The organism is Hydrogenophaga pseudoflava NBRC 102511 (genome assembly GCF_001592285.1).
GTDB lineage: Bacteria > Pseudomonadota > Gammaproteobacteria > Burkholderiales > Burkholderiaceae_C > Hydrogenophaga > Hydrogenophaga pseudoflava.
In genome coordinates this window covers 1-25,958 of sequence record NZ_BCWQ01000014.1, presented here as the reverse complement: position 1 = coordinate 25,958, position 25,958 = coordinate 1, and the positions used below count along the sequence as shown (strand labels likewise).

General features: G+C 67.7%; 28 protein-coding genes and 1 tRNA gene. 12 read left to right on the top strand and 17 right to left on the bottom strand.

The genetic code is table 11. The annotated features are described in order from the left end of the window. Positions 1 to 5 precede the first annotated feature (5 nt). Positions 6 to 749, bottom strand: a complete 744-nt coding sequence (gpmA, locus tag HPS01S_RS16715; RefSeq protein ID WP_066158861.1) for a 2,3-diphosphoglycerate-dependent phosphoglycerate mutase — start codon at positions 747 to 749, stop codon at positions 6 to 8. A 109-nt stretch (positions 750 to 858) separates the two neighbouring features. On the opposite strand from gpmA, the gene HPS01S_RS16710 reads away from it, so the two are divergent. The 4 genes from HPS01S_RS16710 to HPS01S_RS16695 all read left to right on the top strand — a co-directional run bounded on the left by HPS01S_RS16710 (position 859) and on the right by HPS01S_RS16695 (position 3,125). Next, entirely contained in the window at positions 859 to 1,269 is a 411-nt protein-coding gene (locus HPS01S_RS16710) for a rhodanese-like domain-containing protein (protein WP_066158536.1), read from the top strand. Between the two features lie 13 nt (positions 1,270 to 1,282). Continuing rightward, complete coding sequence (gene grxC, locus HPS01S_RS16705) at positions 1,283 to 1,540, top strand: glutaredoxin 3 (RefSeq protein WP_066158534.1); 258 nt, start codon at positions 1,283 to 1,285, stop codon at positions 1,538 to 1,540. A gap of 97 nt (positions 1,541 to 1,637) precedes the next feature. After that, on the top strand, positions 1,638 to 2,081 hold the full coding sequence (gene secB, locus HPS01S_RS16700; protein WP_066158533.1) for a protein-export chaperone SecB: 444 nt from the start codon (positions 1,638 to 1,640) through the stop codon (positions 2,079 to 2,081). 21 nt (positions 2,082 to 2,102) lie between these two features. Further along, a complete protein-coding gene (locus HPS01S_RS16695) occupies positions 2,103 to 3,125 on the top strand; it encodes an NAD(P)H-dependent glycerol-3-phosphate dehydrogenase (RefSeq protein WP_066158531.1) in 1,023 nt (340 codons plus the stop codon). On the opposite strand, the gene panC is transcribed toward HPS01S_RS16695, so the two are convergent. Next, positions 3,122 to 3,988 (bottom strand): pantoate--beta-alanine ligase, encoded by an 867-nt coding sequence (panC, locus tag HPS01S_RS16690; RefSeq protein ID WP_066158529.1) that lies wholly within the window; start codon positions 3,986 to 3,988, stop codon positions 3,122 to 3,124. The genes HPS01S_RS16695 and panC overlap by 4 nt on opposite strands. 40 nt (positions 3,989 to 4,028) lie before the next feature. After that, positions 4,029 to 4,919 carry a 3-methyl-2-oxobutanoate hydroxymethyltransferase gene (panB, locus tag HPS01S_RS16685; protein ID WP_066158527.1) on the bottom strand — a complete coding sequence of 297 codons (891 nt, stop codon included), beginning with the start codon at positions 4,917 to 4,919 and terminating at the stop codon, positions 4,029 to 4,031. An 81-nt stretch (positions 4,920 to 5,000) separates the two neighbouring features. Here panB and nadC point away from each other — a divergent pair, with 81 nt between their 5' ends. After that, positions 5,001 to 5,864 (top strand): carboxylating nicotinate-nucleotide diphosphorylase, encoded by an 864-nt coding sequence (gene nadC, locus HPS01S_RS16680; RefSeq protein WP_066158525.1) that lies wholly within the window; start codon positions 5,001 to 5,003, stop codon positions 5,862 to 5,864. 8 nt (positions 5,865 to 5,872) lie between these two features. After that, a complete protein-coding gene (nadA, locus tag HPS01S_RS16675) occupies positions 5,873 to 6,976 on the top strand; it encodes a quinolinate synthase NadA (RefSeq protein WP_066158858.1) in 1,104 nt (367 codons plus the stop codon). 78 nt (positions 6,977 to 7,054) lie between these two features. On the opposite strand, the gene rpoZ is transcribed toward nadA, so the two are convergent. From rpoZ to HPS01S_RS16660, 3 genes are read right to left on the bottom strand one after another with little or no spacing between them, the layout of a single operon-like run. Beyond that, positions 7,055 to 7,258, bottom strand: a complete 204-nt coding sequence (gene rpoZ, locus HPS01S_RS16670) for a DNA-directed RNA polymerase subunit omega (protein ID WP_066158523.1) — start codon at positions 7,256 to 7,258, stop codon at positions 7,055 to 7,057. A gap of 29 nt (positions 7,259 to 7,287) precedes the next feature. Continuing rightward, positions 7,288 to 7,908, bottom strand: coding sequence for a guanylate kinase (gmk, locus tag HPS01S_RS16665; RefSeq protein ID WP_066158521.1), 621 nt, complete (start codon positions 7,906 to 7,908; stop codon positions 7,288 to 7,290). A 4-nt stretch (positions 7,909 to 7,912) separates the two neighbouring features. Beyond that, positions 7,913 to 8,830, bottom strand: a complete 918-nt coding sequence (locus HPS01S_RS16660; protein WP_066158520.1) for a YicC/YloC family endoribonuclease — start codon at positions 8,828 to 8,830, stop codon at positions 7,913 to 7,915. A 61-nt stretch (positions 8,831 to 8,891) separates the two neighbouring features. Here HPS01S_RS16660 and HPS01S_RS16655 point away from each other — a divergent pair, with 61 nt between their 5' ends. The 5 genes from HPS01S_RS16655 to hemW are packed head-to-tail and all read left to right on the top strand — an operon-like array spanning position 8,892 to position 13,354. Continuing rightward, positions 8,892 to 9,899, top strand: a complete 1,008-nt coding sequence (locus HPS01S_RS16655; protein ID WP_066158518.1) for a serine/threonine protein kinase — start codon at positions 8,892 to 8,894, stop codon at positions 9,897 to 9,899. Beyond that, the gene (locus HPS01S_RS16650; RefSeq protein ID WP_066158516.1) at positions 9,896 to 10,795 is read left to right on the top strand and encodes a PP2C family protein-serine/threonine phosphatase; all 900 of its coding nucleotides are present in this window, start codon (positions 9,896 to 9,898) and stop codon (positions 10,793 to 10,795) included. The genes HPS01S_RS16655 and HPS01S_RS16650 overlap by 4 nt, the downstream gene beginning before the upstream one ends. An 8-nt stretch (positions 10,796 to 10,803) precedes the next feature. Then, entirely contained in the window at positions 10,804 to 11,532 is a 729-nt protein-coding gene (rph, locus tag HPS01S_RS16645; RefSeq protein ID WP_066158515.1) for a ribonuclease PH, read from the top strand. Next, positions 11,529 to 12,137: an RdgB/HAM1 family non-canonical purine NTP pyrophosphatase gene (gene rdgB / locus HPS01S_RS16640; protein ID WP_066158513.1), complete on the top strand. Its 609-nt coding sequence runs from the start codon at positions 11,529 to 11,531 to the stop codon at positions 12,135 to 12,137. The genes rph and rdgB overlap by 4 nt, the downstream gene beginning before the upstream one ends. Further along, entirely contained in the window at positions 12,134 to 13,354 is a 1,221-nt protein-coding gene (hemW, locus tag HPS01S_RS16635; RefSeq protein WP_066158511.1) for a radical SAM family heme chaperone HemW, read from the top strand. Before rdgB ends, hemW begins: the two co-directional genes overlap by 4 nt. A 1-nt stretch (position 13,355) precedes the next feature. On the opposite strand, the gene HPS01S_RS16630 is transcribed toward hemW, so the two are convergent. From HPS01S_RS16630 to ureC, 9 genes are all read right to left on the bottom strand, one after another. After that, positions 13,356 to 15,962 carry a sensor histidine kinase gene (locus HPS01S_RS16630; protein WP_169803951.1) on the bottom strand — a complete coding sequence of 869 codons (2,607 nt, stop codon included), beginning with the start codon at positions 15,960 to 15,962 and terminating at the stop codon, positions 13,356 to 13,358. 35 nt (positions 15,963 to 15,997) lie between these two features. After that, positions 15,998 to 16,381 carry a response regulator transcription factor gene (locus HPS01S_RS16625; RefSeq protein WP_066158507.1) on the bottom strand — a complete coding sequence of 128 codons (384 nt, stop codon included), beginning with the start codon at positions 16,379 to 16,381 and terminating at the stop codon, positions 15,998 to 16,000. Next, entirely contained in the window at positions 16,378 to 17,526 is a 1,149-nt protein-coding gene (locus HPS01S_RS16620) for a sensor histidine kinase (protein WP_066158505.1), read from the bottom strand. The genes HPS01S_RS16625 and HPS01S_RS16620 overlap by 4 nt, the downstream gene beginning before the upstream one ends. Positions 17,527 to 17,578: 52 nt before the next feature. Then, entirely contained in the window at positions 17,579 to 19,195 is a 1,617-nt protein-coding gene (locus tag HPS01S_RS16615; protein ID WP_066158502.1) for a glycosyltransferase family 39 protein, read from the bottom strand. A 228-nt stretch (positions 19,196 to 19,423) separates the two neighbouring features. Continuing rightward, positions 19,424 to 19,511: transfer RNA gene (locus HPS01S_RS16610), tRNA-Ser, on the bottom strand. Positions 19,512 to 19,542: 31 nt separating this feature from the next. Continuing rightward, complete coding sequence (gene ureG, locus HPS01S_RS16605) at positions 19,543 to 20,211, bottom strand: urease accessory protein UreG (protein ID WP_066158501.1); 669 nt, start codon at positions 20,209 to 20,211, stop codon at positions 19,543 to 19,545. Between the two features lie 11 nt (positions 20,212 to 20,222). Beyond that, on the bottom strand, positions 20,223 to 20,963 hold the full coding sequence (locus tag HPS01S_RS16600; RefSeq protein WP_373270129.1) for an urease accessory protein UreF: 741 nt from the start codon (positions 20,961 to 20,963) through the stop codon (positions 20,223 to 20,225). After that, positions 20,920 to 21,507 (bottom strand): urease accessory protein UreE, encoded by a 588-nt coding sequence (gene ureE / locus HPS01S_RS16595; RefSeq protein WP_066158498.1) that lies wholly within the window; start codon positions 21,505 to 21,507, stop codon positions 20,920 to 20,922. The genes HPS01S_RS16600 and ureE overlap by 44 nt, the downstream gene beginning before the upstream one ends. 20 nt (positions 21,508 to 21,527) lie before the next feature. After that, positions 21,528 to 23,246, bottom strand: a complete 1,719-nt coding sequence (ureC, locus tag HPS01S_RS16590; protein ID WP_066158495.1) for an urease subunit alpha — start codon at positions 23,244 to 23,246, stop codon at positions 21,528 to 21,530. 274 nt (positions 23,247 to 23,520) lie between these two features. Here ureC and HPS01S_RS21625 point away from each other — a divergent pair, with 274 nt between their 5' ends. Continuing rightward, positions 23,521 to 25,200, top strand: coding sequence for a hypothetical protein (locus tag HPS01S_RS21625; RefSeq protein ID WP_157576403.1), 1,680 nt, complete (start codon positions 23,521 to 23,523; stop codon positions 25,198 to 25,200). Between the two features lie 3 nt (positions 25,201 to 25,203). Here HPS01S_RS21625 and HPS01S_RS16580 read toward each other — a convergent pair whose 3' ends face one another. Then, the gene (locus HPS01S_RS16580) at positions 25,204 to 25,512 is read right to left on the bottom strand and encodes an urease subunit beta (RefSeq protein WP_066158493.1); all 309 of its coding nucleotides are present in this window, start codon (positions 25,510 to 25,512) and stop codon (positions 25,204 to 25,206) included. 10 nt (positions 25,513 to 25,522) lie between these two features. Next, positions 25,523 to 25,958 (bottom strand): HupE/UreJ family protein (locus tag HPS01S_RS16575; protein WP_174545263.1); only part of this gene is annotated, 436 nt, incomplete at its 5' end.

Genomic DNA, 25,958 nt, shown 5'->3' with positions numbered 1-25,958 from the left:
GCGGTTCAGCGTTTGCCCTGAGCGGCCACGGCAGCGGCGGCCTTGGCGGCTGCTTCGGCGTCGCCCAGGTAGTAGCTCTTGATGGGCTTGAGGTCGGCGTCCAGTTCGTAGACCAGCGGGATGCCGTTGGGGATGTTCACCCCCACGATGTCGGCGTCGCCGATGTTGTCCAGGTACTTGACCAGGGCGCGGATCGAGTTGCCGTGCGCGGCGATCACGATGCGCTGGCCCGCCTTGATGGCCGGGGCCAGGGAGTCGTTCCAGCAGGGCAGCACGCGGGCGACGGTGTCTTTCAGGCATTCCGTCAGCGGCACGGCGTCGGCCGGCAGCTTGGCGTAGCGCAGGTCCTGGCGCTGGCCGCGCGGGTCGTTGGCCTCCAGGGCGGGCGGCGGGGTGTCGTAGCTGCGGCGCCAGATCAGCACCTGCTCGTCGCCGTACTGCTTGGCCATGTCGGCCTTGTTCAGGCCCTGTAGGCCACCGTAGTGGCGCTCGTTCAGGCGCCAGTCCTTGACCACCGGCAGCCAGCTGCGGTCCATCTCGTCCAGGCAGTAGTTCAGCGTGTGGATGGCGCGCTTGAGCACCGAGGTGTAGGCGATGTCGAACTCGTAGCCCTCGGCCTTGAGCAGCTTGCCGGCGGACATGGCCTGGGAGACGCCGGTGGGGGTCAGCTCCACGTCGGTCCAGCCGGTGAAGCGGTTTTCGAGGTTCCAGGTGGATTCGCCGTGGCGGATCAGGACGAGCTTGTGCATGGGCGTGAAGGCGTTGGGAGCAGGAAAAAGGGGCATGGAGGCTGGCCGGACCGCGCCGGACAGCCCCACATTCTAAAATCCCGGCCTTGTCTGACCTGAAAGGTGTTTCGTGAGTTTTTTTCTCGACAACTGGATGCTGTTTGCCATCGCCCTGGCCTCGGGCGGGATGTTGATGTTTCCCGCCCTGACCTCGGGCGGCGGCGCGGCGGGCCTGACCCCCGCCGAAGTGGTGCAGCTGATCAACCGTGAGAAAGCCGCGGTGGTGGACGTGTGCGGGCCCGATGAGTTCGCGGCCGGGCACGTGACCGGTGCGAAGAACGTGCCTCTGCCCGAGCTGGAGGCCAAGCTGGCTGGTGTGGTGAAGAACAAGAACCTGCCGCTGGTGCTGGTCTGTGCGTCCGGCATGCGCTCCAAGCGCGCGGTGTCGATCGCCAAGAAGCTGGGCTACGAGAACGCCCATTCGCTGACCGGTGGCATGGGCGCCTGGCGCACCGCCAACCTGCCGGTCGAAAAGGCCTGAAACGGAGCGCACCATGGCCCACGTGAAGATCTATTCCAGCGACTATTGCCCGTACTGCAGCCGTGCCAAGGCCCTGCTGGCGCAGCGCGGCGTCACCGACTACGAGGAGATCGTGGTGGACGGCCGGCCCGAGGTGCGCGCCCAGATGGCGCAGATCACCGGACGCACCAGCGTGCCGCAGATCTTCATCGGGCAGACGCACGTGGGCGGTTGCGACGACCTGCACGCGCTGGACCGCCAGGGTGGCCTGGAGCCGCTGCTGCGGGGCTGAGAGCGTTGCCGCACTGCTGAGATAATCCGCCCTCGGGCCCGCTGCGGGAGACTTCCCGGGCGGGCCCTGTTCATTCCTGAATCATCCGAAAGCTCTTATGGCCGACCAAGATCCCGTTTTCCAGATCCAGCGCGTCTACCTCAAGGAGGCGTCCCTGGAGCAGCCCAATTCCCCGGCCATCCTGCTGGAACAGGAGCAGCCCTCGGTCGACATCCAGCTGGGCGTGGAAGCCACCCCTGCCGCCGAAGGCGTGTACGAAGTGGCTGTGACCGCCACGGTTCAGACCAAGATCAAGGACAAGACCGTGTTCCTGGTTGAGGTCAAGCAGGCCGGCATCTTCGAGATCCGCAACCTGCCGGAAGACCAGATGGGCCCGATCATGGGCATCGCCTGCCCGCAGATCGTGTACCCCTACCTGCGCGGCAACGTGGCCGACCTGATCCAGCGCGCCGGTTTCCCGCCGGTGCACCTGGCCGAAATCAACTTCCAGGCCATGTACGAACAGCAGCAGGCGCAGGCTGCCGGCGCTGTCACGCAGTAAGCCAGGCTTGAACCGCAGGCGATGAACATCGTCGTTCTCGGTGCCGGTGCCTGGGGCACGGCGCTGGCCATTGCGGCCGCCCGTCTGCCGGGCACTCCCCACCAGGTGACCCTGTGGGCGCGCGACGCGGCGCAGGTGGCTGCCATGCGGGCCGAGGGTGAAAACGCCCGATACCTCCAGGGTGTGACCCTGCCGCCGGCCCTGCGGCTGGCGGGCGATGCCGAGCCCTGGCCGACCGCTGCGCTGGCCGGGGCCGATCTGGTGGTGGTGGCCACCCCGATGGCAGGTCTGCGCGGCATGCTGGAGCGGCTGGCGGACCAGGGTTCGCCGGTGGCCTGGCTCTGCAAGGGCTTCGAGGCGCCTCGTGAGGGTGGTGGGTCACCGGGCCTGCTTGGTCACGAGATCCAGGCCGCCGTGGCGCCCAGGCTGAAGGCCGGGGTGCTCAGCGGTCCCAGTTTTGCGCAGGAAGTGGCGCGCGGCCAGCCGACCGCCCTGGTGGCGGCCAGCGCCCACGCCGAGGTTCGCGACGCCCTGGTGAGCGCGTTCCACGGCCCGTCGCTGCGCATCTATGCCAACGACGACGCGGTCGGGGTCGAGGTGGGTGGTGCGGTCAAAAACGTGCTGGCGATTGCCACCGGGCTGTGCGACGGCCTGGCGCTCGGACTCAACGCCCGGGCAGCACTGGTCACGCGCGGGCTGGCGGAAATGACCCGCCTGGGCCTGGCGCTGGGCGCGCGCGCCGACACCTTCATGGGGCTCTCGGGTCTCGGGGATCTGGTGCTGACCGCGACCGGTGATCTCTCACGCAACCGCAAGGTCGGCCAGCTGCTCGCGCAGGGGCTGAGCCTGCAGCAGGCGGTGGACTCTCTGGGGCACGTGGCGGAGGGTGTCTACAGCGCCCGGACCGTGGTGCAGCGCGCCCGCCTGCTGGGTGTCGACATGCCGATCAGCGAGGGCGTGGTGGCCCTGCTCGACGGGCGCTTGCAGCCCGCCCAGGCGGTCGCGGCCTTGATGGGGCGCGACCCCAAGGAAGAAACCTTCTAGATTTCGAAGTTGTCGATGAGGCGGGTGCGACCCAGTCGGGCGGCACCCAGCACCACCATCGACAGCGGCGTCAGCGCATCTTCCGCGCGCGGCGGCTGCAGGTCGGCGCGGCGCCGCACGGTCAGGTAGTCGGGCTGCCAGCCGCGCAGTGCCAGCGCGCGCATCGCCTGCGCTTCCAGAGCCTCGCGCTTCTCGGGCAGCGAGCCGGCGGCGGCCAAAGCGTCGCGCGCCAGCGCGCGCAGCGACATCGACAGCTGCACCGCCTCGGCGCGCTCGGACTCGCTCAGGTAGCCGTTGCGAGAGCTGAGCGCCAGCCCGTCGGCGGCCCGCTGCGTTTCACCGGCCAGGACCTGAATCGGCATGCAGAACTGCTGCACCATGCGGCGGATCACCATCTGCTGCTGGTAGTCCTTCTTGCCGAACAGCGCGTAGCGAGGGCCTTTGGCTTCCGAGAACACGCACTGAAACAGTTTCATCACCACGGTGCAGACGCCGATGAAGAAGCCGGGCCGGAAGTGGCCTTCCAGAATGTCCGCCAGATCCGCGGGCGGCTGAATCTTGTAGCCCTGTGGCTCCGGGTACAGCTCCTTCTCGGGCGGCGCAAAGACGATGTCGCAGCCGGCCTGTTCCAGCCGGGCACAGTCGGCCTGCAGGGTGCGCGGGTAGGTGTCGAAGTCCTCGTGTGGCGCGAACTGCAGCCGGTTGACAAAGATGCTGGAGACCGTCACGTCGCCCAGCGGTTGTGCCTGGCGGACCAGGTCGAGGTGGCCGTCGTGCAGGTTGCCCATGGTGGGCACGAAGGCGGGGGACTGGAAGGGGGCCAGCGCGTCGCGCAGGTCGGCAATGGTGTGGACGAGTTGCATGTGAGGGGCTGGGTGGGTCGGGTGGTACCGCGGGAAAGGTTCACCAGGCGTGCAGCTGGTCGTCCGGGAAGCTGCCATCCTTCACGGCGGCGACGTAGGCGGCCATGGCATCGCGCACGCTGGCGGCGCCGTCCATGAAGTTGCGAACGAATTTCGGGTTCTTGCCCAGGTTGATGCCCAGCATGTCGTGCATCACCAGAACCTGGCCGGCCGTGCCCTTGCCGGCGCCGATGCCGATGGTGTGGCAGGTGGGCAGCGCCGTGGTGATCTCGGTAGACAGCGCCGCCGGCACCATCTCCAGCACCAGCATGGTGGCGCCGGCGTCCTGCAGCTCCAGCGCCTGCGTGCGCAGGGCGCGCGCCGCCGCCTCGTCGCGGCCTTGCACCCGGTAGCCGCCGAGCGAGTGAACGGTCTGAGGCGTCAGGCCCAGGTGGGCGCAGACCGGGACGCCGCGCTCGACCAGAAAACGGACGGTGTCGGCGGTCCAGCCACCACCTTCGAGCTTGATCATGTGGGCACCCGCGTGCAGCAGCTGCGCGGCGCTGCGCATGGCCTGTTCCTTCGACTCGTGGTAGCTGCCAAACGGGAGGTCGCCGATGACCCAGGCGGTGCCCTGCACCCGGCGCAGGCCACGCACCACGCTCTCGGTGTGGTAGACCATGGTCTCCAGCGTGACGCCGGCGGTGCTCGACAGCCCCTGGCAGACCATGCCCAGCGAATCGCCGATCAGGATGCACTCGACCCCGGCGGCGTCCGCCACCGCCGCGAAGGTGGCGTCGTAGGCGGTGAGCATGGTGATCTTTTCGCCGCGGTCGCGCATTTCCTGCAGCCGGGGCAGGCTGACTGGCTTGCGCTGCGGCAGCGGAGACGCCGAGGGCAGGGTGCCGTAGGGTGTGCCGGTGGCGGGTGCTAGGGAGGCGGTCTGGCTCATGGTGATGTCCCCTCGGCGGGTGGTCGATTTGGGGCGCACTATAGTCCATCCCGCCCATTCGTTCCCGTTATGCTCCGCCCCATGAAACACCTCTCTGAATTCGATGCCTCGGACGTGGCCGAACTGGCGCGAGCCGACGTCACGCGCGCGCTGGCCGAGGACGTCGGCGCGGGTGACCTGACCGCCGCGCTGGTCGATGCCCGCCGTCCGGCCCGGGCCCGCATCCTGGCCCGCGAAACCGCGGTGATCTGCGGTCGCCCCTGGGTAGAGGCGGCGGTGCGGGCCTGCGATCCGTCGGCGCGCCTGAACTGGCAGGTGGAGGAAGGTGGGCGCTGTGCCGCCGACCAGGTGGTCCTGCACATCGAGGGCAACGCCCAGGCCCTGCTGACTGCCGAACGCACCGCGCTCAACTTCCTGCAACTGCTGTCCGGGGTGGCGACCAAGACGTCGGTGTTCGTGGACGCTGTGAGGGGCACGCGCGCGGCCATCGTCGACACGCGCAAGACCATCCCCGGCCTGCGCCTGGCGCAGAAGTACGCCGTCAAGACGGGCGGCGGCGTGAACCACCGCATCGGCTTGTACGACGCGGTGCTGATCAAGGAAAACCACATCGCTGCGGCGGGCGGCGTGGCCGCGGTGCTCAAGCGGGTGCAGGAAACAGCCCCTCAGGCGCGTTTCGTCGAAATCGAGGTCGAAACGCTGGAGCAGCTGGATGAGGCCCTGGCCTGCGGCGCGACCATGGTGCTGCTGGACAACATGGACATCCCGACCCTGCAGGAGGCGGTGCGCCGCAACGCCGGCCGGGCGATCCTGGAAATTTCCGGCGGCGTGAACCTGGACACGGTGCGTGCCCTTGCGGAAACCGGTGTGGACCGCATCTCCATCGGGGCCCTGACCAAGGACGTCAAGGCCACCGACTTCTCCATGCGCTTCGAAACCCTGTGAGCACCACCATGACCGCCAACGCCATCATCGACGTCGAGTACGAACAGCCGGCCTGTCCGACGAAACACGCCTGGGCTCGGGTGCCAGCCGAGCCCACGGCCAGCCAGCGCACCGAACTCAAGGAGCGCATCCGCCGACTGCTCAAGGAGCGCAATGCGGTCATGGTCTCGCACTACTACGTGCACCCGGACCTGCAGGATCTGGCCGTCGAAACCGGGGGGATCGTCAGCGACTCGCTGGAGATGGCGCGTTTCGGCCGCGACCACGCGGCGCAGACGCTGGTCGTGTCGGGGGTTCGTTTCATGGGCGAGACAGCCAAGATCCTCTCGCCCGAAAAGACCGTGCTGATGCCGGATCTGGACGCCAACTGCTCGCTCGATCTGGGCTGCCCGATCGACGAGTTCAGCGCCTTTTGCGACCAGCATCCGGACCGGACGGTGGTGGTCTACGCCAACACCAGCGCCGCTGTGAAGGCGCGCTCGGACTGGCTGGTCACCTCCAGCTGCGCGCTGGACATCGTTCGCGCACTCAAGGACAAGGGCCACAAGATCCTGTGGGCGCCCGACAAACACCTGGGCGGCTACATCCAGCGCGAAACCGGCGCTGACATGCTGATGTGGACAGGTTCCTGCATCGTGCACGATGAGTTCAAGGCCTTCGAGCTGGAGGCGCTCAAGATGGAACATCCCAAGGCCAAGGTGCTGGTGCACCCGGAAAGCCCGGCCGAGGTGGTGAAGCTGGCCGATGCGGTGGGCTCGACCTCCGGCATCCTGAAGGCGGCGCACGAGATGGACGCACCGGAATTCATCGTGGCCACCGACAACGGCATGATGCACATGCTGCGCCAGCAAAACCCGGGCAAGGTTTTCATCGAGGCGCCCACGGCTGGCAACAGCGCCACCTGCAAGAGCTGCGCACACTGCCCCTGGATGGCCATGAACGGCCTGGCGGGCGTGGCCCGCGTGCTGGAGACGGGTGAGAACCAGATTCACGTCGACCCGGCGCTGATCCCGCGCGCGCGCCTGCCCATCGACCGCATGCTGGCCTTCACGGCTGCGCACAAGGCCGGTCAGGACGCGGGTGCGCTGGTTCCCAACATTGGAGCGGCCTGATCGGGCGACCCTCCAGGCCAAAGAAAAAGCCCGCTGATCAGCGGGCTTTTTCTTTGGGGCAGATCCGATCTTGATTGATCAGGTCGGCACTTTCTTGAGCATCTCCAGGCCAACCTTGCCTTCGGCGATCTCGCGCAGGGCGGTCACGCCAGGCTTGTTCTTGCTTTCGATTTTCGGTGCATGACCCTGGCTGAGCATGCGGGCACGGTAGGTGGCCGCCAGCACCAGCTGAAAGCGGTTGGGGATCTTTTCCAGACAGTCTTCGACGGTGATGCGTGCCATGTGCGGGCCTCGGTAGGAAAGCGGGGGTATCAGGAGATGTTGAGCGCCTGGAAGGTGTCGCTGCGGGCGATGCGCTGGGCGGTAAATCGCAGGCGCTGCGCGTGGACGATGGCCTTGAGGTCGAACAAGGCGCGCTCAAACAACTCGTTGATTATAACGAAATCGAATTCCTTGGCGTGCGCCATCTCCTGGGCGGCATTCTTGAGGCGCACCTCGATCACGTCGGCGCTGTCCTCGGCGCGCCGCTCCAGGCGCGAGCGCAGCTCTTCCCAGCTGGGCGGCAGGATGAAGATGAGCACGGCGTTCGGAAAGATGCGCTTGACCTGGATGGCCCCCTGGAAGTCGATCTCCAGCACCACGTCGGCTCCCTGGGCCATGCGCTGCTCGATCGCATGTTTGGAAGTGCCGTAGCGATTGCCATGCACGTGCGCCCATTCCAGGAACGCATCCTGCGCCACCATCTGGTCGAAGGTTTCTCGGCTGACGAAGTAGTACTCGCGACCATGCACCTCCTGGCCACGCGGCGCCCGGGTGGTGTGCGAAATGGACGGCGAGACGCGCTGGTCCAGCTCCATCAGGGCCTTGACCAGGCTGGATTTGCCGGCCCCGCTGGGGGCCGCAACGACAAACAGGTTTCCCGGGTATTGCATCAGTTCATTCCAGGTTCTGGACCTGTTCACGCATTTGTTCGATCAGCACCTTCATGTCCACCGAAATGCGGGTGAGTTCGAGGCTGGAGGACTTGGAGCCGAGGGTGTTGGCTTCGCGGTGCAGTTCCTGGATCAGGAAATCCAGCCGCTTGCCCACATCGCCGCCCTTCTTGATGAGCCGCTCGATCTCCACCAGGTGGGAGTCCAGCCGGGTCAGTTCTTCGGCGACGTCGATTCGGATGGCGAAGGCGGTGGCCTCGGCCAGGGCGCGCTCCTGCACGGCGTCGGTGGACAGGTTTGGCGTGCCGGCCGCGTTGCCCGCACCGAGCGCCTCGTTCCAGCGGTCGATGAAGCGCTGGCGCTGCTGGGCCACCAGTTCAGGGATCAGCGGTTGGGCTTCGCGGGCGAGCTGGCGCAATTGCTTCAGGCGGTCCAGCAGCATGTCGGCCAGCCGTTTGCCTTCGCGTTCGCGCGCACCCACAAAGCTGTCCAGCACGGTCTGGGCGAGGGTGAGCAGGTGGTCGTGCAGACCGCTGGGCAGTGCCTGCTGGCGGGAGGTCAGCTGGATGAGTTCGGCGACCGACAGCAGGGTGGCTTTGGGGTGCCAGGCGACGATGCTGTCCTGCAGACCGACCAGACGCTGCAGCTCGGCGGGTGAGGGGGTGCGCAGCCCGCTTTCCGTGCGACCTTCGATCCAGGCGCGGACCTCGACCTTGCCGCGTTTGAGGCGCGCGCCGAGCAGTTCCCGCAGTGCGGGCTCAGTGCCGCGCAGCTCGTCGGACATCTTGAAGGCCAGGTCCAGGAAGCGGCTGTTGACCGATCGAATCTCCATGCCCAGCACGGGCATGGCCTCCCGGCCGGTCTCGTCCGCAGGCCCGTTGTACTGGGCCGTGGCATAGCCGGTCATGCTGTAAACTGCCATGAGACTGGGTCCGATCCGGTTGAATGGTCCACAACGAGGCGTTCCGGACTCCTCCCGAATTATGTCAAAGGTCAAACCAGCTTCCTTGCCACCGGACACGGTGATCGGTGGTTACCGGATCGTTCGCAAGCTGGCTGCGGGCGGTTTTGGCGTCGTTTACCTGGCTGTCGACACCGAAGGTCAGCAGGTGGCCGTCAAGGAATACCTGCCGTCGTCGCTGGCCTCCCGGGCTCCGGGCGAACTGTTGCCGCAGGTCCAGCCCGAAAAGCTGTCGCTGTACCGCCTGGGCCTCAAGAGCTTCTTCGAGGAAGGCCGTGCGCTGGCCCAGATCTCCCACCAGTCGGTGGTGAGCGTGCTGAATTTCTTCCGCGAGAACGAGACCGTGTACATGGTCATGAACTACCTGGAGGGCTCGTCCCTGCAGGAGTTCATCATCACCGCACGCGAGCTGAAAAAGCAGAAGGTGTTCCGCGAGTCCACCATCCGTTCGCTCTACGACGAGGTGCTGCGCGGCCTGCGGATCGTGCACCAGCACAAGATGCTGCACCTGGACATCAAGCCGGCCAACATCTTCATCACCGACGACAACCGGGCGGTGCTGATCGATTTCGGCGCCGCGCGCGAGGTGCTGAGCAAGGAAGGCAACTTCATCCGCCCGATGTACACGCCCGGCTTTGCCGCGCCCGAGATGTACCGCCGCGATTCGAGCATGGGGCCGTGGACCGACATCTACGCCATTGGCGCCTGCATCTATGCCAGCATGCAGGGCTATCCGCCCAACGACGCGCCGCAGCGGCTGGAGAAAGACCGCCTGTCGCTGGCGTTGTCCCGTCTGCGCGGTGTGTACTCCGACAACCTGATCGAGGTGGTCGAATGGTGCATGTCGCTCGATCCGCTGTCCCGCCCGCAATCGGTGTTCGCCCTGCAGAAGGAGCTCAGCCGTGAGACCGAACGCAGCTACACCAAGCTGACGGTGGCAGAGAAGATGCGCCTGCAGTTCGACAACATTGTCTCGGACAACAAGAAGTCGACCCGCAAGACCACCGCTGGCGGAACCAAGTTCAAATGAAGTTCTCGGTCTACCAGATCAGCCGTCAGGGCGGTCGGGAGCGCAACGAAGACCGGATGGGCTACGCCTACACGCGTGAGTCCGGCCTGTTCGTGCTGGCCGACGGCATGGGTGGGCATCCTGAAGGCGCCATGGCCGCCCAGCTGGCTCTGCAGACGCTGTCTGCCTACTTCCAGAAGGCCGCCAACCCGACGGTCAAGGAAGTGCCGGAGTTCCTCTCCAGTGCGCTGATGGCGGCCCACCACCAGATCATCCGCTACGCCGCCGAGAAGGGCATGCTGGACACGCCCCGCACGACGCTGGTGGCAGCGGTGATGGAGCGTGGTTCCATGCACTGGGTGCACTGCGGCGACTCGCGTCTCTACCTGATCCGCAACGGCGAGTTGCTCACACGTACGCGCGACCACTCCTACATGGAGCAGCAGGCGCATCTGGGGCGGGCCACCTCGCACATCAACCGCAACATCCTGTTCACCTGTCTGGGGTCGCCGGCCAAGCCGGTGTTCGACCTCTCCGGTCCGGTGCAGCTGCAGCAGGGCGACCGCGTGCTGCTGTGCTCCGACGGGCTCTGGGGCACGGTCAAGGACTTCGAGATTGCTGCCGAGATGGCGTCGCAGCCGCTGGAGCAGGCGGTGCCCGAGCTGGTCGAGATGGCGCTCAAGCGCGGCGGCCCGCGATGTGACAACGTGACGGTGCTGGCGATGGAGTGGGAAACCCCGGACGAGTACCAGACCACGCGCATTTCCACCGAAGAGATCGAAGAGGGTGTCTTTGCATCCACCATCCAGTCCGGTGTGCCCGATCCCACGATCGAGGACATGGACGACGAGGCGATCGAGCGTTCGATCGCCGAGATCAATGAAGCGATCCGGCGCACCGCCGAACGCAATTCCTGAGGTTTCCCATGAGCATTTCCAGCCGGCCCGGTCAGCGGGCCAACGATTCGTTGCGCCCGGTGCGCATCACCCGTGGTTACACCATGCACGCCGAAGGGTCGGTGCTGATCGAGTTCGGCCACACTAAGGTGCTGTGCACTGCTTCGGTGGAGGAAAAGGTGCCGCCGCACAAGAAGGGCAGTGGCGAAGGCTGGGTGACGGCCGAATACGGCATGCTGCCGCGCGCCACCCACACCCGCAGCAGCCGTGAGGCCGCCAAGGGCAAGCAGAGCGGGCGCACGCAGGAGATCCAGCGCCTGATCGGTCGCTCGCTGCGCGCGGTGTTCGACCTCAAGGCCCTGGGCGAGCGCACGATCTCGCTGGACTGCGACGTGCTGCAGGCCGACGGCGGCACGCGCACCGCGAGCATCACCGGTGCGTTCGTCGCGGCCCAGGATGCGGTCAACAAGCTGATTGCCGAAGGCAAGCTGGGTGCTTCCCCGATCAAGGACCACGTGGCTGCGATTTCGGTCGGCATCCTGGACGGCCAGCCGCTGCTGGACCTGGAGTACGTCGAAGACTCGGCCTGCGACACCGACATGAACGTGGTGATGACCGGTGCCGGCCACTACGTGGAGGTGCAGGGCACGGCCGAGGGCGCAGCCTTCACCCGCAGGGAAATGGACGCGCTGCTGGCGCTGGCCGACAAGGGCATCGGCGAGCTGATCGTGGCGCAGAAGAAGTCGCTCGGCGAATGAAACTGGTCCTCGCCTCCAACAACCAGGGCAAGTTGGCCGAGCTGCAGGCCCTGTTCGCGCCGCTGGGCGTGGAACTGGTGCGCCAGGCCGATCTGGGCATTCCCGAGGCGCCCGAGCCGCACAAGACCTTCATCGAGAACGCGCTGGCCAAGGCGCGCCACGCGTCGCAGGTGAGCGGCCTGCCCGCACTGGCCGACGACGCGGGCCTGTGCGTCGAGGCCTTTGGCGGTCTACCGGGCGTGGACACGGCCTTCTACGCCACGCAGTTCGGTTACGAGAAAGGCGACGACAACAACGTGCGGGCTCTGCTGGAGCAGATGCGGGGCATCACCGACCGCCGCGCGGCGCTGGTGAGCACGCTGGTGGCGCTGCGCAGCGCCGACGATCCGGAGCCGCTGGTGGCCACGGGCCGTGCGGCGGGACTGATCACGCAGGAGCCCATCGGCGACCAGGGCTTTGGTTTCGATCCCGTGCTGCTGCTGCCCCCGTTCGGCAAGACCTTTGCCCAGCTGCCCGCCGAAGTGAAGAACGCCAACAGCCACCGCGGCAAGGCAGCGCAGCAGATGCTCTCCCTCATGCGCGAGCGCTGGTTCGCCCAGCCATGAACGAGACTCCGCACTGGAGCGACATCCGCCACTGGATGCGCCCCGGCACGCTGCAACTGCAGGGGCTGCCGCCGCTCTCGCTCTACATCCACCTGCCCTGGTGCCTGAAGAAGTGCCCGTACTGCGACTTCAACTCGCACGAATGGAGCGCGACCTCGGCACCGGGCCAGGCGCTGCCCGAGCAGCCGTACCTGGATGCGCTGCGGGCCGACCTGCAGGCGGCGCTGCCGCTGATCTGGGGGCGTCCCATCCACAGCGTGTTCATCGGTGGTGGCACGCCCAGCCTGTTCTCGCCCGAGGCGATCGACCGCCTGCTGGGCGACGTGCGGGCGCTGACGCGGCTGGACGCCGATGCCGAGATCACGCTCGAAGCCAACCCGGGCACCTTCGAGAAAGACCGCTTCAAGGCCTTCCGCCAGGCGGGCGTGACGCGCCTGTCGATCGGTGTGCAGAGCTTCCACGACGCGCATCTGAAGGCCCTGGGCCGTGTGCACGACCGGGCCCAGGCGCTGGCTGCGGTGGATGAGGCGGCGGGCGCGTTCGAGACCTTCAACCTGGACATCATGTACGCGCTGCCCGGCCAGACCCTGTCGCAGTGCGAGACCGACATCCGCACCGCGCTCGGCTTCAACCCGCCGCACATCTCGATCTACCACCTGACCATCGAGCCCAACACGGTGTTCGCCAAATTCCCGCCGGTGGTGCCCGAGGACGACGACGCCTACGCGATGCTCGACCGCATCACCGAGCTGACGACCGCGGAGGGACTGGATCGCTACGAGGTGTCGGCCTATGCGCGGCGCGGCCACCGCTGCCGGCACAACCAGAACTACTGGCAGTTCGGCGACTACCTGGGCATCGGCGCGGGTGCCCACAGCAAGCTGAGTTTTGCGCACCGGGTGGTGCGGCAGGTGCGGGCGCGCGAGCCGCGCCTGTACATGGACAAGGCCATGGCGGGCGATGCGGTGGTGGGCGTGGAGGAAGTCGCGCGGCGCGACCTGCCGTTCGAGTACATGCTCAACGCGCTGCGACTGCGCGAGGGCTTCAGCCTGACGGACTTCAGCGCCCGCACCGGCCTGCCGCTGTCCGCCATTGATGGCGCGCTGCGCGAAGGGCTGGCCAAGGGCTGGCTGGCGCAGGACGGTGTGTGGGTGGCGCCCACCACACGCGGTTTCGATTTCCTGAGCGACCTGCAGTCGCTGTTCCTGCCCGGCTGACTCAGGCGGTCGCTGGTTCGTCGGCCGGCACGGCCGAGGGCGCGCGCCGGAGTCTCATGCGGGCCGTGGTGCCCGCGCCCGGCTCGCTGGCCAGCTCAATGGTTCCGCCATGGATCTCGACGATTTCCTTGACCAGGTTCAGTCCCAGTCCGGTGCCCGGGATGTTGCCGGACGTGTCGGCGCGGTAGAAGCGCTCGAAGGCACGGGCCAGTTGCGCGGGGGTCATGCCGATGCCCTGGTCGCGCACCTCAATCTCCACGGCTTCTTCGCCCTCGCGCCCGCTCAGCTGGACCTTCAGCGACACCTCGCCACCGGCGGGCGAGTACTTGAACGCATTGCTCAGCAGGTTCGTCAGTGCCTGTTCGATCTTGCTGGCATCGGCCATCACCTGCACCTCCGGGAGCGGGTCCACCGTGATCTGCCGGCCCAGCTCCTGGTGGGCGATGCCGTCCAGCGCGGCGTCCACGATGGCGGCCAGCGGCGTCGAGACGATTTGGAAGTCCTTGCCCTGGCGTGCCTCGATGCGCGAGAGATCCAGCAGCTCCTGGATCAGGTTGTTCAGCAGCGTGCCCTGCCGGTGCACGGTCTGCAGCAGGTCCTTCTGTCTTTCTTCGCTGTACCTGCGGTGGATCATCAGCTCGGTGAACCCCAGGATGCTGGCCAGCGGTGTGCGCAGCTCGTGCGCCGCCGTGGCGAGGAACTCGCTCTTCATGCGGTCGACCTCGAACTGGTGGGTCACGTCCCGGAAGTACACGAAGGTTTCGCCGCTGCCACCGAGGTGGCGCCGGACCTCGCGCTCCAGCACCTTGTGGGACGGGCGCGCCAGCACCATCGTGTGCCGTGAGCCATTGCCCGCATCGCTGGCCACTGGGCCATAGCGCTCGGGCTCTTCGCACAGCTGCCGCATCCATTCGTCGAAGCTGGACAGCGGCATCCACGGAGGCATTGCGCCCACCATGGCGCGCAGGGCGGGGTTGCTGGTGATGAGCTCGCCCCCGGCATCGAACACCGCGAAACCGTCGGGACTGAGGTCGAAGGTGGCGTTCAGCCGCGCGGTGCGCTCGATCAGCCGCTGCTTGACCTCGACCTGGGCGGTGACGTCCTCGATCACGTTGATGTAGTGCGTGATCTCTCCCTTGCCGTCGCGCACGGGAGACACCGACAGCTTGTTGTGGAACACGCTGCCGTCCTTGCGGTAGTTGCGCAGCGTGACCTTGACCTCGGCACCGTTCTGCACCGTTTTTGTGAGCAGTGCCATATCGTCCGGATCGGTCAGGGGTCCTGCCAGCAGGCTGGCATCGCGTCCGAGGATCTCGCGGGCCGTGTAGCCGGTGATGCGGGTGAAGGCCGGGTTGACGTGGACGATGGGCTGCGGGTAGCGGCGTGCATCGCTGACCGAGATGCCGTTGGGGGTGCAGTCGAGCACACGTCCGTACAGCGTCAGGTACTCCTCGGCCAGCTTCATGTCGGTGAGGTCGCGCACGATGCAGGTGTAGCGGATCTCCGGGTCACCCGAGATCTCGCCCAGCAGCACCTCCACCGGAAACGGGGTGCCGCCGTGGCGAAGCGCCTCCATCTCGACCCGCCCGATGCGGCTCTGTGTGCTGTGGATGAGCATGCCGTCGGCCATGGTCTGGCGCAGCCGGCCGGCGTCCATGCCCGGCAGCACGCCGGCCAGAGGGCGCCCGATCAGTTCCTTCTCGTCCGATCCGAACATGCGTTCGGCGGCCGGGTTCGCGCCGACGATCTGCCCGTCGGGCCCGACACTGACGATGGCGTCGGCGGCGGTGTCCAGCACCGCCTTCATGCGGGAGAGGCGCTGGCGGGTTTCGGCCATCCGGCGGGCCAGCTCCTGCGAGGACCAGTTCAGCGCGCGACCGAGTTCGCGCACCTCCCGGCTGCCCCAGCGCAGCTTCAGGGTGTTGCCGGGCGATTCGGCCATGGTGCTGGCGTAGGCCGCCAGTGCGCGGATGGGCTGGATCGTGCGCCGCAGGAACATGGCGAAGCCGACCAGCGCCAGCAGCACCAGGATCAGGACGCCGGTCGACGCGATCACCCAGCTCTTGCGCGCGGCGGCCATCCGGGCCGCGAAGCTGAACTCCACCTCGACCCAGCCTTCGCGGGCGAGTTGCGGATAGTTCACCGCCTTGCCCTCGCCGCCGCGGTTCGAGGTCAGCAGGCTGGCCACCGCGTGCAGGTGCTCGCCGGACAGATCGTGTCCTCGTGTGGGTGCCGGCAGGGCCTGACCGCTCCGGGGACGCACCGACACGATGCTGCCGCTCGCGCGCTGCTCCACCCGCATGGCCTCGTACCCGCCGGGACGGACCACCCGGACCGCCTGCACGCCGGGCAGGGCCACGACCTCCTGCAAGGCATTGTTCAGGGCGCCGAAGTCGTTGTCCGCCAGCGGCACGCTGGCGGCGTGCGCCGCCATCCTGGCCAGTGCCTGTGCCCACTGGATGCTTTCCTGTTCGGTCTGCTGGCGGACGCTGGAGAGCGACAGCGGCACGGTGACGGCCATGGCGGCCAGGCACAGGACGATGGCGATGGTCATCAGCTGCGAGCGCAGCGAGCGCAGGGCCATCCAGTGGCCGAACAGTCTGGGCACCGCTTTCATCGGACGTCCGACGACCGTTGTCGAAATCAGACCGTGCGGCCCAGCATGTTGTCCACCAGGTCGAGCAGCTTGAGCGGGCTGAACGCCTTGGTCAGGTAGGCATCGCTGCCGGCCTTGCGGCCCTGTTCCTGGTCCTCCACCTGGGCGCGCGCGGTCAGCAGGATCACCTTGGTCTGGCCCGCCAGCACCGGATGGCCCTTGACCTTGGCGCAGACCTGGTAGCCGTCGAGCTCGCCGGGCATCATCACGTCCAGCAGCATGAGGTCGGGCCGGATGTCCTGCGCCAGGCGCCAGCCGTCGCCGCCGTTGTCGGCCTCGTGGATCTCGGCGTCGTCCAGGTGCTGCAGCGTGAGCCGGATCAGTTTGCGGATGTCGGGCTGGTCGTCGACGATGAGGATGCGGGCGGTCATGCGAGGCTCCTTCGGCGGGTGCGGGCCATCAGTTTCGACAGGTCTTCGGCGTAGATCTGGGCCTGCAGCATGTCGAGGTGGTGCGTGTTGCGCAGGGGGGCGCCGGTGGGCAGTTCCAGCATCACGTGCAGCCCCTCGACGGTGTCCTGCTCGAAGCGGAGCCGGCCGCCGTGCAGCTGCAGGATGCGCTGGGTCAGGGGCAGGCCGATGAGCAGGGCGTCGGTGTCGCTGCCTCCTTCGCCCTTTGAGTCGGCCACGGGGCGGAAGATGGCCGCGGCGTGTCGCGACAGCGTGGCGGCCGAGAGCACGCCCAGGTGGTGAATGTCCATCAGCAGGTGGTGCCCGGACGGCCGGAAGCCGATGCCGATGGCCACCGGCTCCCTGCTCTGAACCCCCTGGCGGGCCTGGGTCACCGCGTTGTGCAGGCACTCGTACAGCGCCCGGCGCATCAGACGCCGGCTCCCGTAGACCGGCGGCAGGTCGTCGCGGTCGCCCTCGATCACGAAGGACACGTCCTGCTGGTCGGTCAGCGGCGCGAGTTCCTGCGCGACGCCGCGCACCAGCTCGGGCAGCAGCATCCGGTCTTCACCGATGAGCACGTCCTCTCCGAACACGTTGACCAGGTCTGCCATGCGTTTGAGCCGCTCCTGCAGGTCGCGTACCGACTGCGCCAGCACCGGGTTCGATGAGGGTTCGAGCAGGCCCGTGACCTGCTGGATGGGGGGCAGCAGCTCGGCCTTGAGCAGCTCCATGATCTGCTGCAGTGACAGGCGAGGGTCGGCCTCCGCCGCCGCGCCGGGAGAGGGGTCGAGCGCATCCACCTCGGCCACCGCCACCGACACCGGCACCAGTCCGGCCACGGGGCGGGGGGCGCTGCGGCAGACCAGCCGCGCGATGCCGTCGTCCGACAGGGCCTCCACGCGCAGCTCCAAGCTGGGCAGCGTGCGGCCGGCCGCCACGTCGCGCACCAGTGCCTTGACGTGCGGGTCGCTGCCCAGCAGCAGCGCCGGCCTGCAGCGCATGGCCTTGGCGGCCTGGTTGGTGAACACCACGTGACCGTCGGCGCCGAACAGCAGCAGCGGACTCGCCACGAAGTCCAGCAGGATCAGCAGCGGGTTGTTGGCGGCGGCAGGGGGGGCGTTCATGGCAGGTCCGAAGCTTCGGGAAAGGCAACCCCCGAAGGCCTCGTCAGACTTGCTATCGGCCCGCCGGTGGCAAAGTTGAGCGGTAGCGCTGGCAGTACCCGGTGGGCCGGAAGTCGTGCAGGAACAGGGCACCACCCTCCAGCGGGTAGGTTTGCAGCGGCGGGGACACACTGCGGAGCGCGTCCAGGAACGCCAGGTTGTTGGCCACGATCTGGTTGGTGGCCAGCACCCAGGTCCGGCCCGAGGCGGGGTCCTGGCAGATGCGCCGCACCGTGGAACGGATGTTGTGGATCTCGTTGATGGTGGGCTGGTAGACGAACCGGGGCATGTCGGCCAGCCCCGTCCGGGGGGCGTAGAAGCTGTAGGCGGGATAGGTCCAGCTGCCGAGCATGGCGTGGTCACCGGGCTGGCGGTGGTCGGCGATGTACTGCAAGGCGCCCCGGATGTCCTGGTAGTTGTGGGGGTGCCGGACGACGTGCAGGCTCAGACGCAGGGGCATCCACAAGACGCCAGCGGCCAGGCCCGCCGCCAGCCAGGGGGCTGCCCGCCGAAGGGGCAGCTCGTGCAGCTGCTGCACCAGGGCCGCCAGAGCGAGGAACACGAACGGCACCAGAAAAAGAATCAGGCGGGCGCGGAACGGGTACTGGTGGAGCGCGGAGGCTCCCAGCACCGTCATCAGCGTGATGGCCCCCATGGCGGCGGCCCGTACCCGCTGGAACGCCAGTGCCACGCTGCCGAGCACGGTGAGGGCCAGCAGCGCGTGCACCGGGCCGCTGAACCAGCCGGGCAGCACCTCGCGGAACGCCGTGCCCATCTGCAGGAAGCCCAGGTACACCAGGCCCAGGGCTGCTTCCCGGAACCAGTGGAGGTCGGCCAGTGTGGTGGGGGGAATGGGGGCGAAGCTGGTGGCCCAGAAGCCGGCGAGGTAGGCGTTGTGCGGCACCGACCGCAGGGCCACCAGGTAGTCGGCCACGAAGCTGGCCAGCCAGACCAGGCCGACGGCGTTCACCGCGAGCCAAGCCCTGCGATCCCGGCGCCGCGCCATCTCCAGCCAGAGCGCGAGCCCGCTGCCGGCGAGCACGAAGTCGATGGCGTGCGAACACCAGATGCCGATCGCGCCGGCCAGCGCGAGCCAGAACGCATCCTCGCGGCAACGGTCGGGCCTGAAGCGCAGCGTCAGCCACAGGATGAGCAGGGTGCTGAGCACGTCGCCCTGGTACTGCTTGAACTCGGTGCTGTAGTACACCAGCACCGGCGAAACCGCCACCAGCCCCACCAGGGTGGCGCGGGCCACGGAGGAAGAGAAGCTCAGTCGGGCCACGGCCAGCGCCAGCGGCAGTGTCGCCAGGCCACAGAGCAGGGACACCAGGCGCAGCGTCCATTCGTTTGTGCCCAGGAGGACGGTGACCAGCTTCACCAGCACCAGATACCCCACCGGGGCCGCCTGGTTGTTGGCCAGCGGTTCAAAGACCAGCTGCGCGAAGCCGTGGTCCACAAAGGCCGTGGCCAGCAGGGTTTCGTCGTGCCAGAAGGAGCGGTTGAAGATGAACTGCTGCAGGCGCAGGGTGCTGCCCGCGGCAACGATCAGCCAGAGCCACAGGCCGTTCGAACGCAGCAGGTCCCGCACGGCGGGCAAACGGTGTGTGGTCGCTGGTGCGGTGGTGGCCATGGATCTCCCCCGATTCGTCTGGTGTCGGGGCCGATGCCCGCCGCGCCGGTGGCGGCGACGGCATGCTCCGCAGAGGCGGCACTATACGCACGCGAACTTAAGAGATCCTTGATTTTCTTAAGAAAAACCTGAATCCAGGGCGGCGGGCCGCTGCGCTGACGCCAGCGCGAAGCGCACGGAGGGTAGAAAACAGAAACGGGCCGCGAGGGCCCGTTTTACTTGATGTCCTGGCGGAGACGGTGAGATTCGAACTCACGGACCCTTGCGGGTCGGCGGTTTTCAAGACCGCTGGATTAAACCACTCTCCCACGTCTCCGGAGTGGGCGGCATTGTAGCCGCCGGCGTGCTCAGTCCGTGGTGCCGGCCGGGGCCAGCATGCCGCGCTGTTCGATGAAGCGCACCACATCCTGCACGCCGTCCAGGGTCTTGAGGTTGGTCATCACCCAGGGCTTGCGCGCCGTGTCCGGCCGCATGCGCGCGGTGTCCTGCTTCATCACCTCCAGGTCGGCACCGACGTGCGGGGCCAGGTCGGTCTTGTTGATGACGAACAGGTCGCTCTTGGTGATGCCGGGGCCGCCCTTGCGCGGGATCTTCTCGCCCGCGGCCACGTCGATCACGTAGATGGTCAGGTCGCTCAGTTCGGGGCTGAAGGTGGCGGCCAGGTTGTCGCCGCCGGACTCCACGAACACGATGTCGGCGTCCGGGAACTCGCCGAGCATGCGGTCGATGGCTTCGAGGTTGATCGAACAGTCCTCGCGGATGGCGGTGTGCGGGCAGCCGCCGGTCTCCACGCCCATGATGCGTTCGGCCGGCAGCGCGCCGCTGACGGTCAGCAGGCGCTGGTCTTCCTTGGTGTAGATGTCGTTGGTGATGGCGACCAGGTCGTAGCGCTCGCGCATGGTCTTGCACAGCATTTCGAGCAGCGTGGTCTTGCCGGAGCCGACGGGGCCGCCGATGCCCACGCGCAGCGGGGGCAGGGTCTTGGTGCGGTGGGGGATGTGGTGCAGGGCGGTCATCGTGTGCGTCTTCAGGAACGGAAAAGCCGTGAGTACTGGGTTTCGTGGCGGGCGCTCAGGATGGCGAGCAGGGGCGTGAAGGCCTGCCGGTCGTCGTCTCCCATCGACATCGCGTGGGCCACGGCGGCGGGTATGTCCGCCACCAGTCGCGCCAGCATGCGCTGGCCCGCACTCTGGCCCAGCGGCACCGACTTGATCGCGGCCTGCACCATGTTCTCGGCCCAGCCGAAGGCGAAGCCGGCCAGGCTGTCGGCCAGGGCGGCGCCCGAGGCCGCGGCGGCGCAGGCCATGGCGACCGGGTAGGTGGGTGGTTGCAGGTCGGCGGCCTGCAGGCGCTGCAGCACATCGCCGCCGAGCGCACCGAGCGACTGCGCCCAGGCCTGCAGCGAGCGCCCCATCTGTTCGGTCTGCAGGCGGAACTCCTGGGTCTCGCGGGTGCTGAGCACCCATTCATTGAGAGCACGGATGCGGGCCAGGTCATCGGCCTGCCAGGCGGGAATGGCCTGCGCCACCACCGCCAGGTCGCTGCGCGCGAGCGAGAGCTGCAGCTGGTCGGTGAGCCAGCCGGCGGCGCTGGCCTCGTCGTGCACGAGCCCGGCGTCCACCGCCGCCTCCAGCCCTTCGGAATACGAGAAGCCGCCGACCGGCAGGGCCGGCGAGGCGAGCCAGAGCGTGTGCAGCAGGCCCGCCGCCACGCTGGCCGGGGCGTCAGCCGTGGTCGTGGGCATGCGCGGGGTGGTGACCGTGACCATGGTCGTGCCCATGGTGATCGTGGCCATGGCTGTGGCCGTGGTCACCACCGTGGTGATGGCCGTGTCCATGGCCCGCGGCGTAAGCACCGCCCTCGGGTTCGAAGGGCTCGCGCACCTCGGCCACGTTCAGGTGCATGGCGCGCAGCATGTCGGCCAGCACGTGGTCGGGCTCAATCTTCAGGTGGTCTGGCCGCAGCTCGATCGGCACGTGCCGGTTGCCCAGGTGGTAGGCCGCGCGCATGAGATCGAAGGCGGGGTCGTGGTCGTGACCGTGGTGGTGGTCGGTGCAGGCGGTGATCTTGAGCACCGGCTGCGGCGCGGCGATCACGCGCAGCAGCGAACCGTCCTGCGTGATCAGCACGTCACCGCCACGCACCACGGTGCCGCGCGGCAGGAACACGCCGACGCGGCGGCCGTCCGAGGACTCGGCGTCGAAGCGGCTTTTCTGGCGGACATCCCAGTCGAGCGTGACGGTGGCGGCGCGGCGCAACAGCACCGGCGCCAGGCCCTTGCCCTGTGGGACGAGTTTGGAGACTTGGAGCATGGAACTTCCCTGTTTTGCTATCAAAACAGGAAGTATCGCTGCGCCATCGGAAGTTTGCTGGCGGGCTCGCAGGTCAGCAGCACGCCGTCGGCGCGCACGGTGTAGCGCTGCGGGTCGATCTCCATCACCGGCAGGTAGCTGTTGTGCACCATGCTCGCCTTGGTCACGCCACGGCAGCCCTGCACCGCCACGGTGGTCTTGGCCAGACCGTAGCGCTGCGCCACCCCGGCGGCCTGCGCGGCCTGCGAGACAAAGCTCAGGCTGCCTTTGGCGAGCGCGCTGCCGAAAGCGCCGAACTGCGGCCGGTAGTGCACCGGTTGCGGGGTCGGGATGGAGGCGTTGGGGTCGCCCATGGCGGCCAGCGCAATGCTGCCACCCTTGAGGACCAGGGCCGGCTTGACGCCGAAGAAGGCCGGTTTCCAGATCACCAGGTCGGCCCATTTGCCGACTTCGAGCGAACCCACGATGTGCGACATGCCGTGTGCGATGGCCGGGTTGATCGTGTACTTGGCGATGTAGCGTTTGACGCGGAAGTTGTCGTTGCGCGAGCTGTCCTCGGGCAGCGAGCCGCGCTGCGCTTTCATCTTGTCCGCCGTCTGCCAGGTGCGGATCACCACCTCGCCCACGCGACCCATGGCCTGGCTGTCGCTGCTCATGATGCTGATGGCGCCCATGTCGTGCAGGATGTCTTCGGCCGCAATCGTCTCGCGGCGGATGCGGCTTTCGGCGAAGGCCAGGTCTTCCGGAATCGACGCGTCCAGGTGGTGGCAGACCATCAGCATGTCGACGTGTTCGTCGAGCGTGTTGACGGTGTAGGGCATGGTCGGGTTGGTGGAGGAGGGCAGGAAGTTGGCCTCGCCCACCACGCGGATGATGTCGGGTGCGTGGCCGCCGCCGGCGCCTTCGGTGTGGAAGGCACACAGCGTGCGGCCCTTGGTCGCGGCGATGGTGTCTTCCACGAAGCCGGACTCGTTGAGCGTGTCGGAGTGGATGGCGACCTGGGTGTCGGTTTCCTCGGCCACGTCCAGGCAGTTGCTGATGGCACTCGGCGTGGTGCCCCAGTCCTCGTGCAGCTTGAGACCGATCACGCCGGCCTCGATCTGCTCGCGCAGCGGCGCGGGCTGGCTGGCGTTGCCCTTGCCCAGGAAGCCGATGTTCATGGGCAGACCGTCGGCGGCCTGCAGCATGCGTTCGATGTGCCAGGGGCCGGGCGTGCAGGTGGTGGCAAAGGTGCCGGTGGCCGGGCCGGTGCCGCCGCCGAGCATGGTGGTGATGCCCGAGGCCAGGGCCTCGTCCACCTGCTGCGGGCAGATGAAGTGGATGTGGCTGTCGATGCCGCCAGCGGTGACGATGTTGCCTTCGCAGGAAATGATCTCGGTGCCGGCACCGATGACGATGTCCACGCCGGGTTGCGTGTCGGGGTTGCCGGCCTTGCCGATGGCCACGATGCGGCCGTCCTTGAGGCCGATGTCGGCCTTGACGATGCCCCAGTGGTCGACGATGAGGGCGTTGGTCAGCACCGTGTCCACCGCGCCCTCGGCGCGCGTGCGCTGCGACTGCGCCATGCCGTCGCGGATGGTCTTGCCGCCGCCGAATTTCACTTCTTCCCCGTAGCCACCCGCGGCCAGGGTGAAGTCCTTCTCGACCTCGATGACCAGACCGGTGTCGGCCAGGCGCACGCGGTCGCCGACGGTGGGGCCGAACATGTCGGCATAGGCGCGTTTGGGAATGCTGGCCATGCGGTTACCTGAAGGCTGTCCGGGCGCGGGCTTGAACGGGAATACCGGTGGCGGTAACCGAAGTTCACAACCGTATCTTTTTCAAGCAAACCGTGCCGGCGGTTGATGTTTCAATGTTTGCGGTTTGGAGTGGGCCATCTTCAGCATGAACCGTGCCAGTGCGGTGGGTGCTCAGGTTGCACTCGGTGGTGTCGGTTGACCAAGTGGATACAAGATGGCGTTGAGAAACGGTGAGCGGATGGCGGCCAGGTGGCCGAAGACCTGTGGATGGTGCGTGGCGGTGCTTCTGGCGGTGGGCCTGGGCGGCTGCGGAGGTGGCCAGGACGCAGACGGGGGCGGTGTGGTGTCGTCTGCATCGTCCAGTCGCGCCGATGCGGTGGACGACCCGAGGACCGATCCCTGGCTGAAGTCCGCGGAGTTGAACGCGGCCGAGGTGCAGCAAACGGACGTGGCTGCAGGAGAAAGTGGAAGCCCGGCGACGAACATCGTCGCCAAGGCGGTGACGCCGGTGAACGTGTACCGCTTCTACAACCGCAACAGCGGTGCCCACTTCTACACGGCCAGTGCCACCGAGCGGGACCGGGTGATCGCCACCGTGCCCGTGCTGGCCTACGAAGGCCTGGCCTTTCAGGCCAGCGGCACCTCAGACGCCGCCCTGAGCCCGGTGTACCGGTTCTTCAATGGCCAGACCGGTGTGCACTTCTACACCATCAGCCAGTCGGAGCGCGACCACATCATCGCCACCCTGCCCCAGTTCACCTATGAGGGCGTGGCCTACCACGCCCGCACGGCGGCGGGCACAGGCTTCCGGCCGCTCTACCGCTTCTACGTTGCCAACCGCGGTTTCCACTTCTTCACGACCAGCTCGGCAGAGGCCGGACAGGTGATCGCCACCCTGCCGCAATACCGGTACGAAGGCGTTGCCTACTACGTGCTGGGGGAGGCCGATCCCCAGCCCCCTGCGGGCGTGGGCTACCACGGCAACCCGGTGCCCGTGCCCCCGGACGGCGCGGCGGTGGACACCAGCCAGCCCGATCGGTTGATCGGCAGTGGCACCCCCGCCAGCTGCACCGGGCAGGCGGTGGTGGATGCGGTGGCCCTGGGCGGCAAGATCCGGTTCAACTGCGGGCCGAACCCGGTCACCATCACCCTGCCGAGCACGGCCAAGGTCTTCAACAACCGGCCCGACGTCACGCTCGACGGCGGCGGTCTGGTGACGCTCAGCGGCGGTGACCGCGTGCGCATCCTCTACCAGAACACCTGCGACCCGGCCCAGGTCTGGACCACCTCGCACTGCAACAACCAGGAGACGCCCCGCCTGACGGTGCAGAACATCGGCTTCACGCAGGGCAACTCCACCGGCCAGCTCACCGATGGGGGGGGCGGTGGCGCGATCTTCGTGCGCGGCGGGCAGTTCAAGATCGTCAACAGTGTCTTCACCCGCAACCGCTGCGAGACCACCGGCCCCGACATGGGCGGCGGCGCCGTGCGGGTGCTCAGCATCTACCAGAACCGGCCGGTGTATGTGGTGGGCAGCACCTTCGGCGGTGGGCTGGGTCTGGGCAACAGCTGCTCCAACGGCGGGGCGCTCAGCAGCATCGGCGTGTCCTACAGCGTCTACAACAGCCTGCTCACGCACAACTCGGCGGTGGGCAACGGCGCCAACCCGGCCCGGGCAGGCACCCCCGGCGGCGGCAGCGGCGGTGCCATCTACAACGACGGCAACAGCTTCACGCTGTCGGTCTACGGCAGCATGGTCAGCGACAACTATGGTGTCGAGGGCGGCAGCGCGGTGTTCTATGTGAGCAACGACCGCAGCGGCCTCATGACGCTGTCCAACTCGGTGTTCGTGCGCAACCCGGCCACACGTTTCGGCACCGCCGGGCTGCCGGGCTTCTTTGTGCTGGCCGCACCCGGCCAGCCGGTGGTGACGAACACCACCATTTCGCACTGAGGCTCAGGCCAGGGGGCCCTGGGTCAGACCCCGGAAGCCGAAGACCACGCGCTCGCCCGCGAAGTCCACCAGCTCCACCGTGCGCTGCTGGCCGGGCTCGAAGCGCACCGCGGTGCCGCTGGCGATGTTCAGGCGCTTGCCTTGCGCGGCGGCGCGGTCGAAGGACAGGGCCGCGTTGGTCTCGGCAAAGTGGTAGTGCGAACCGACCTGCACCGGGCGGTTGGCGGTGTTCTGCACCACCAGGGTCAGCGTGGCGCGGCCGGGGTTGAGGGCGTGTTCGCCCTCGTCGATCAGGTATTCGCCGGGGGTCATGGCGCGGTGCTCAGAGTTGGGCAAACAGGTACAGGCCAGCGCCGCCGAGCGCAGCGCCCAGCCCCCCCAGGGCCATGCCCCGGCGTTCGCTGAGCAGGCGCCGGATGGCCAGGCCCACACCCACGCCGCCGATGTGCAGGGCGGCGGTGGTCAGCAGGAAGCCGGCGGCGTAGCCGGCGAAGCCGGTGGCGGGGGTTTCCGAGCCGTGGGCGAGGCCGTGCAGCGCGGACGCCATGGCGATCAGCCCCAGGCCCAGGGCCGGCGGCAGGGGCCGGGTGGCGATGGCCAGCATCAGCCCGAACAGCACCACCGACAGCGCGACGCCCTGTTCCAGATAGGGCAGGGTCAGACCCATGGTGCCGGCCAAGGCGCTGAGCACCAGCGCCAGCAGGAAGGTCGCGGGGCCTTGCCAGGCCTTGCCCGCCGGCAGGGCCGAGACCGACCAC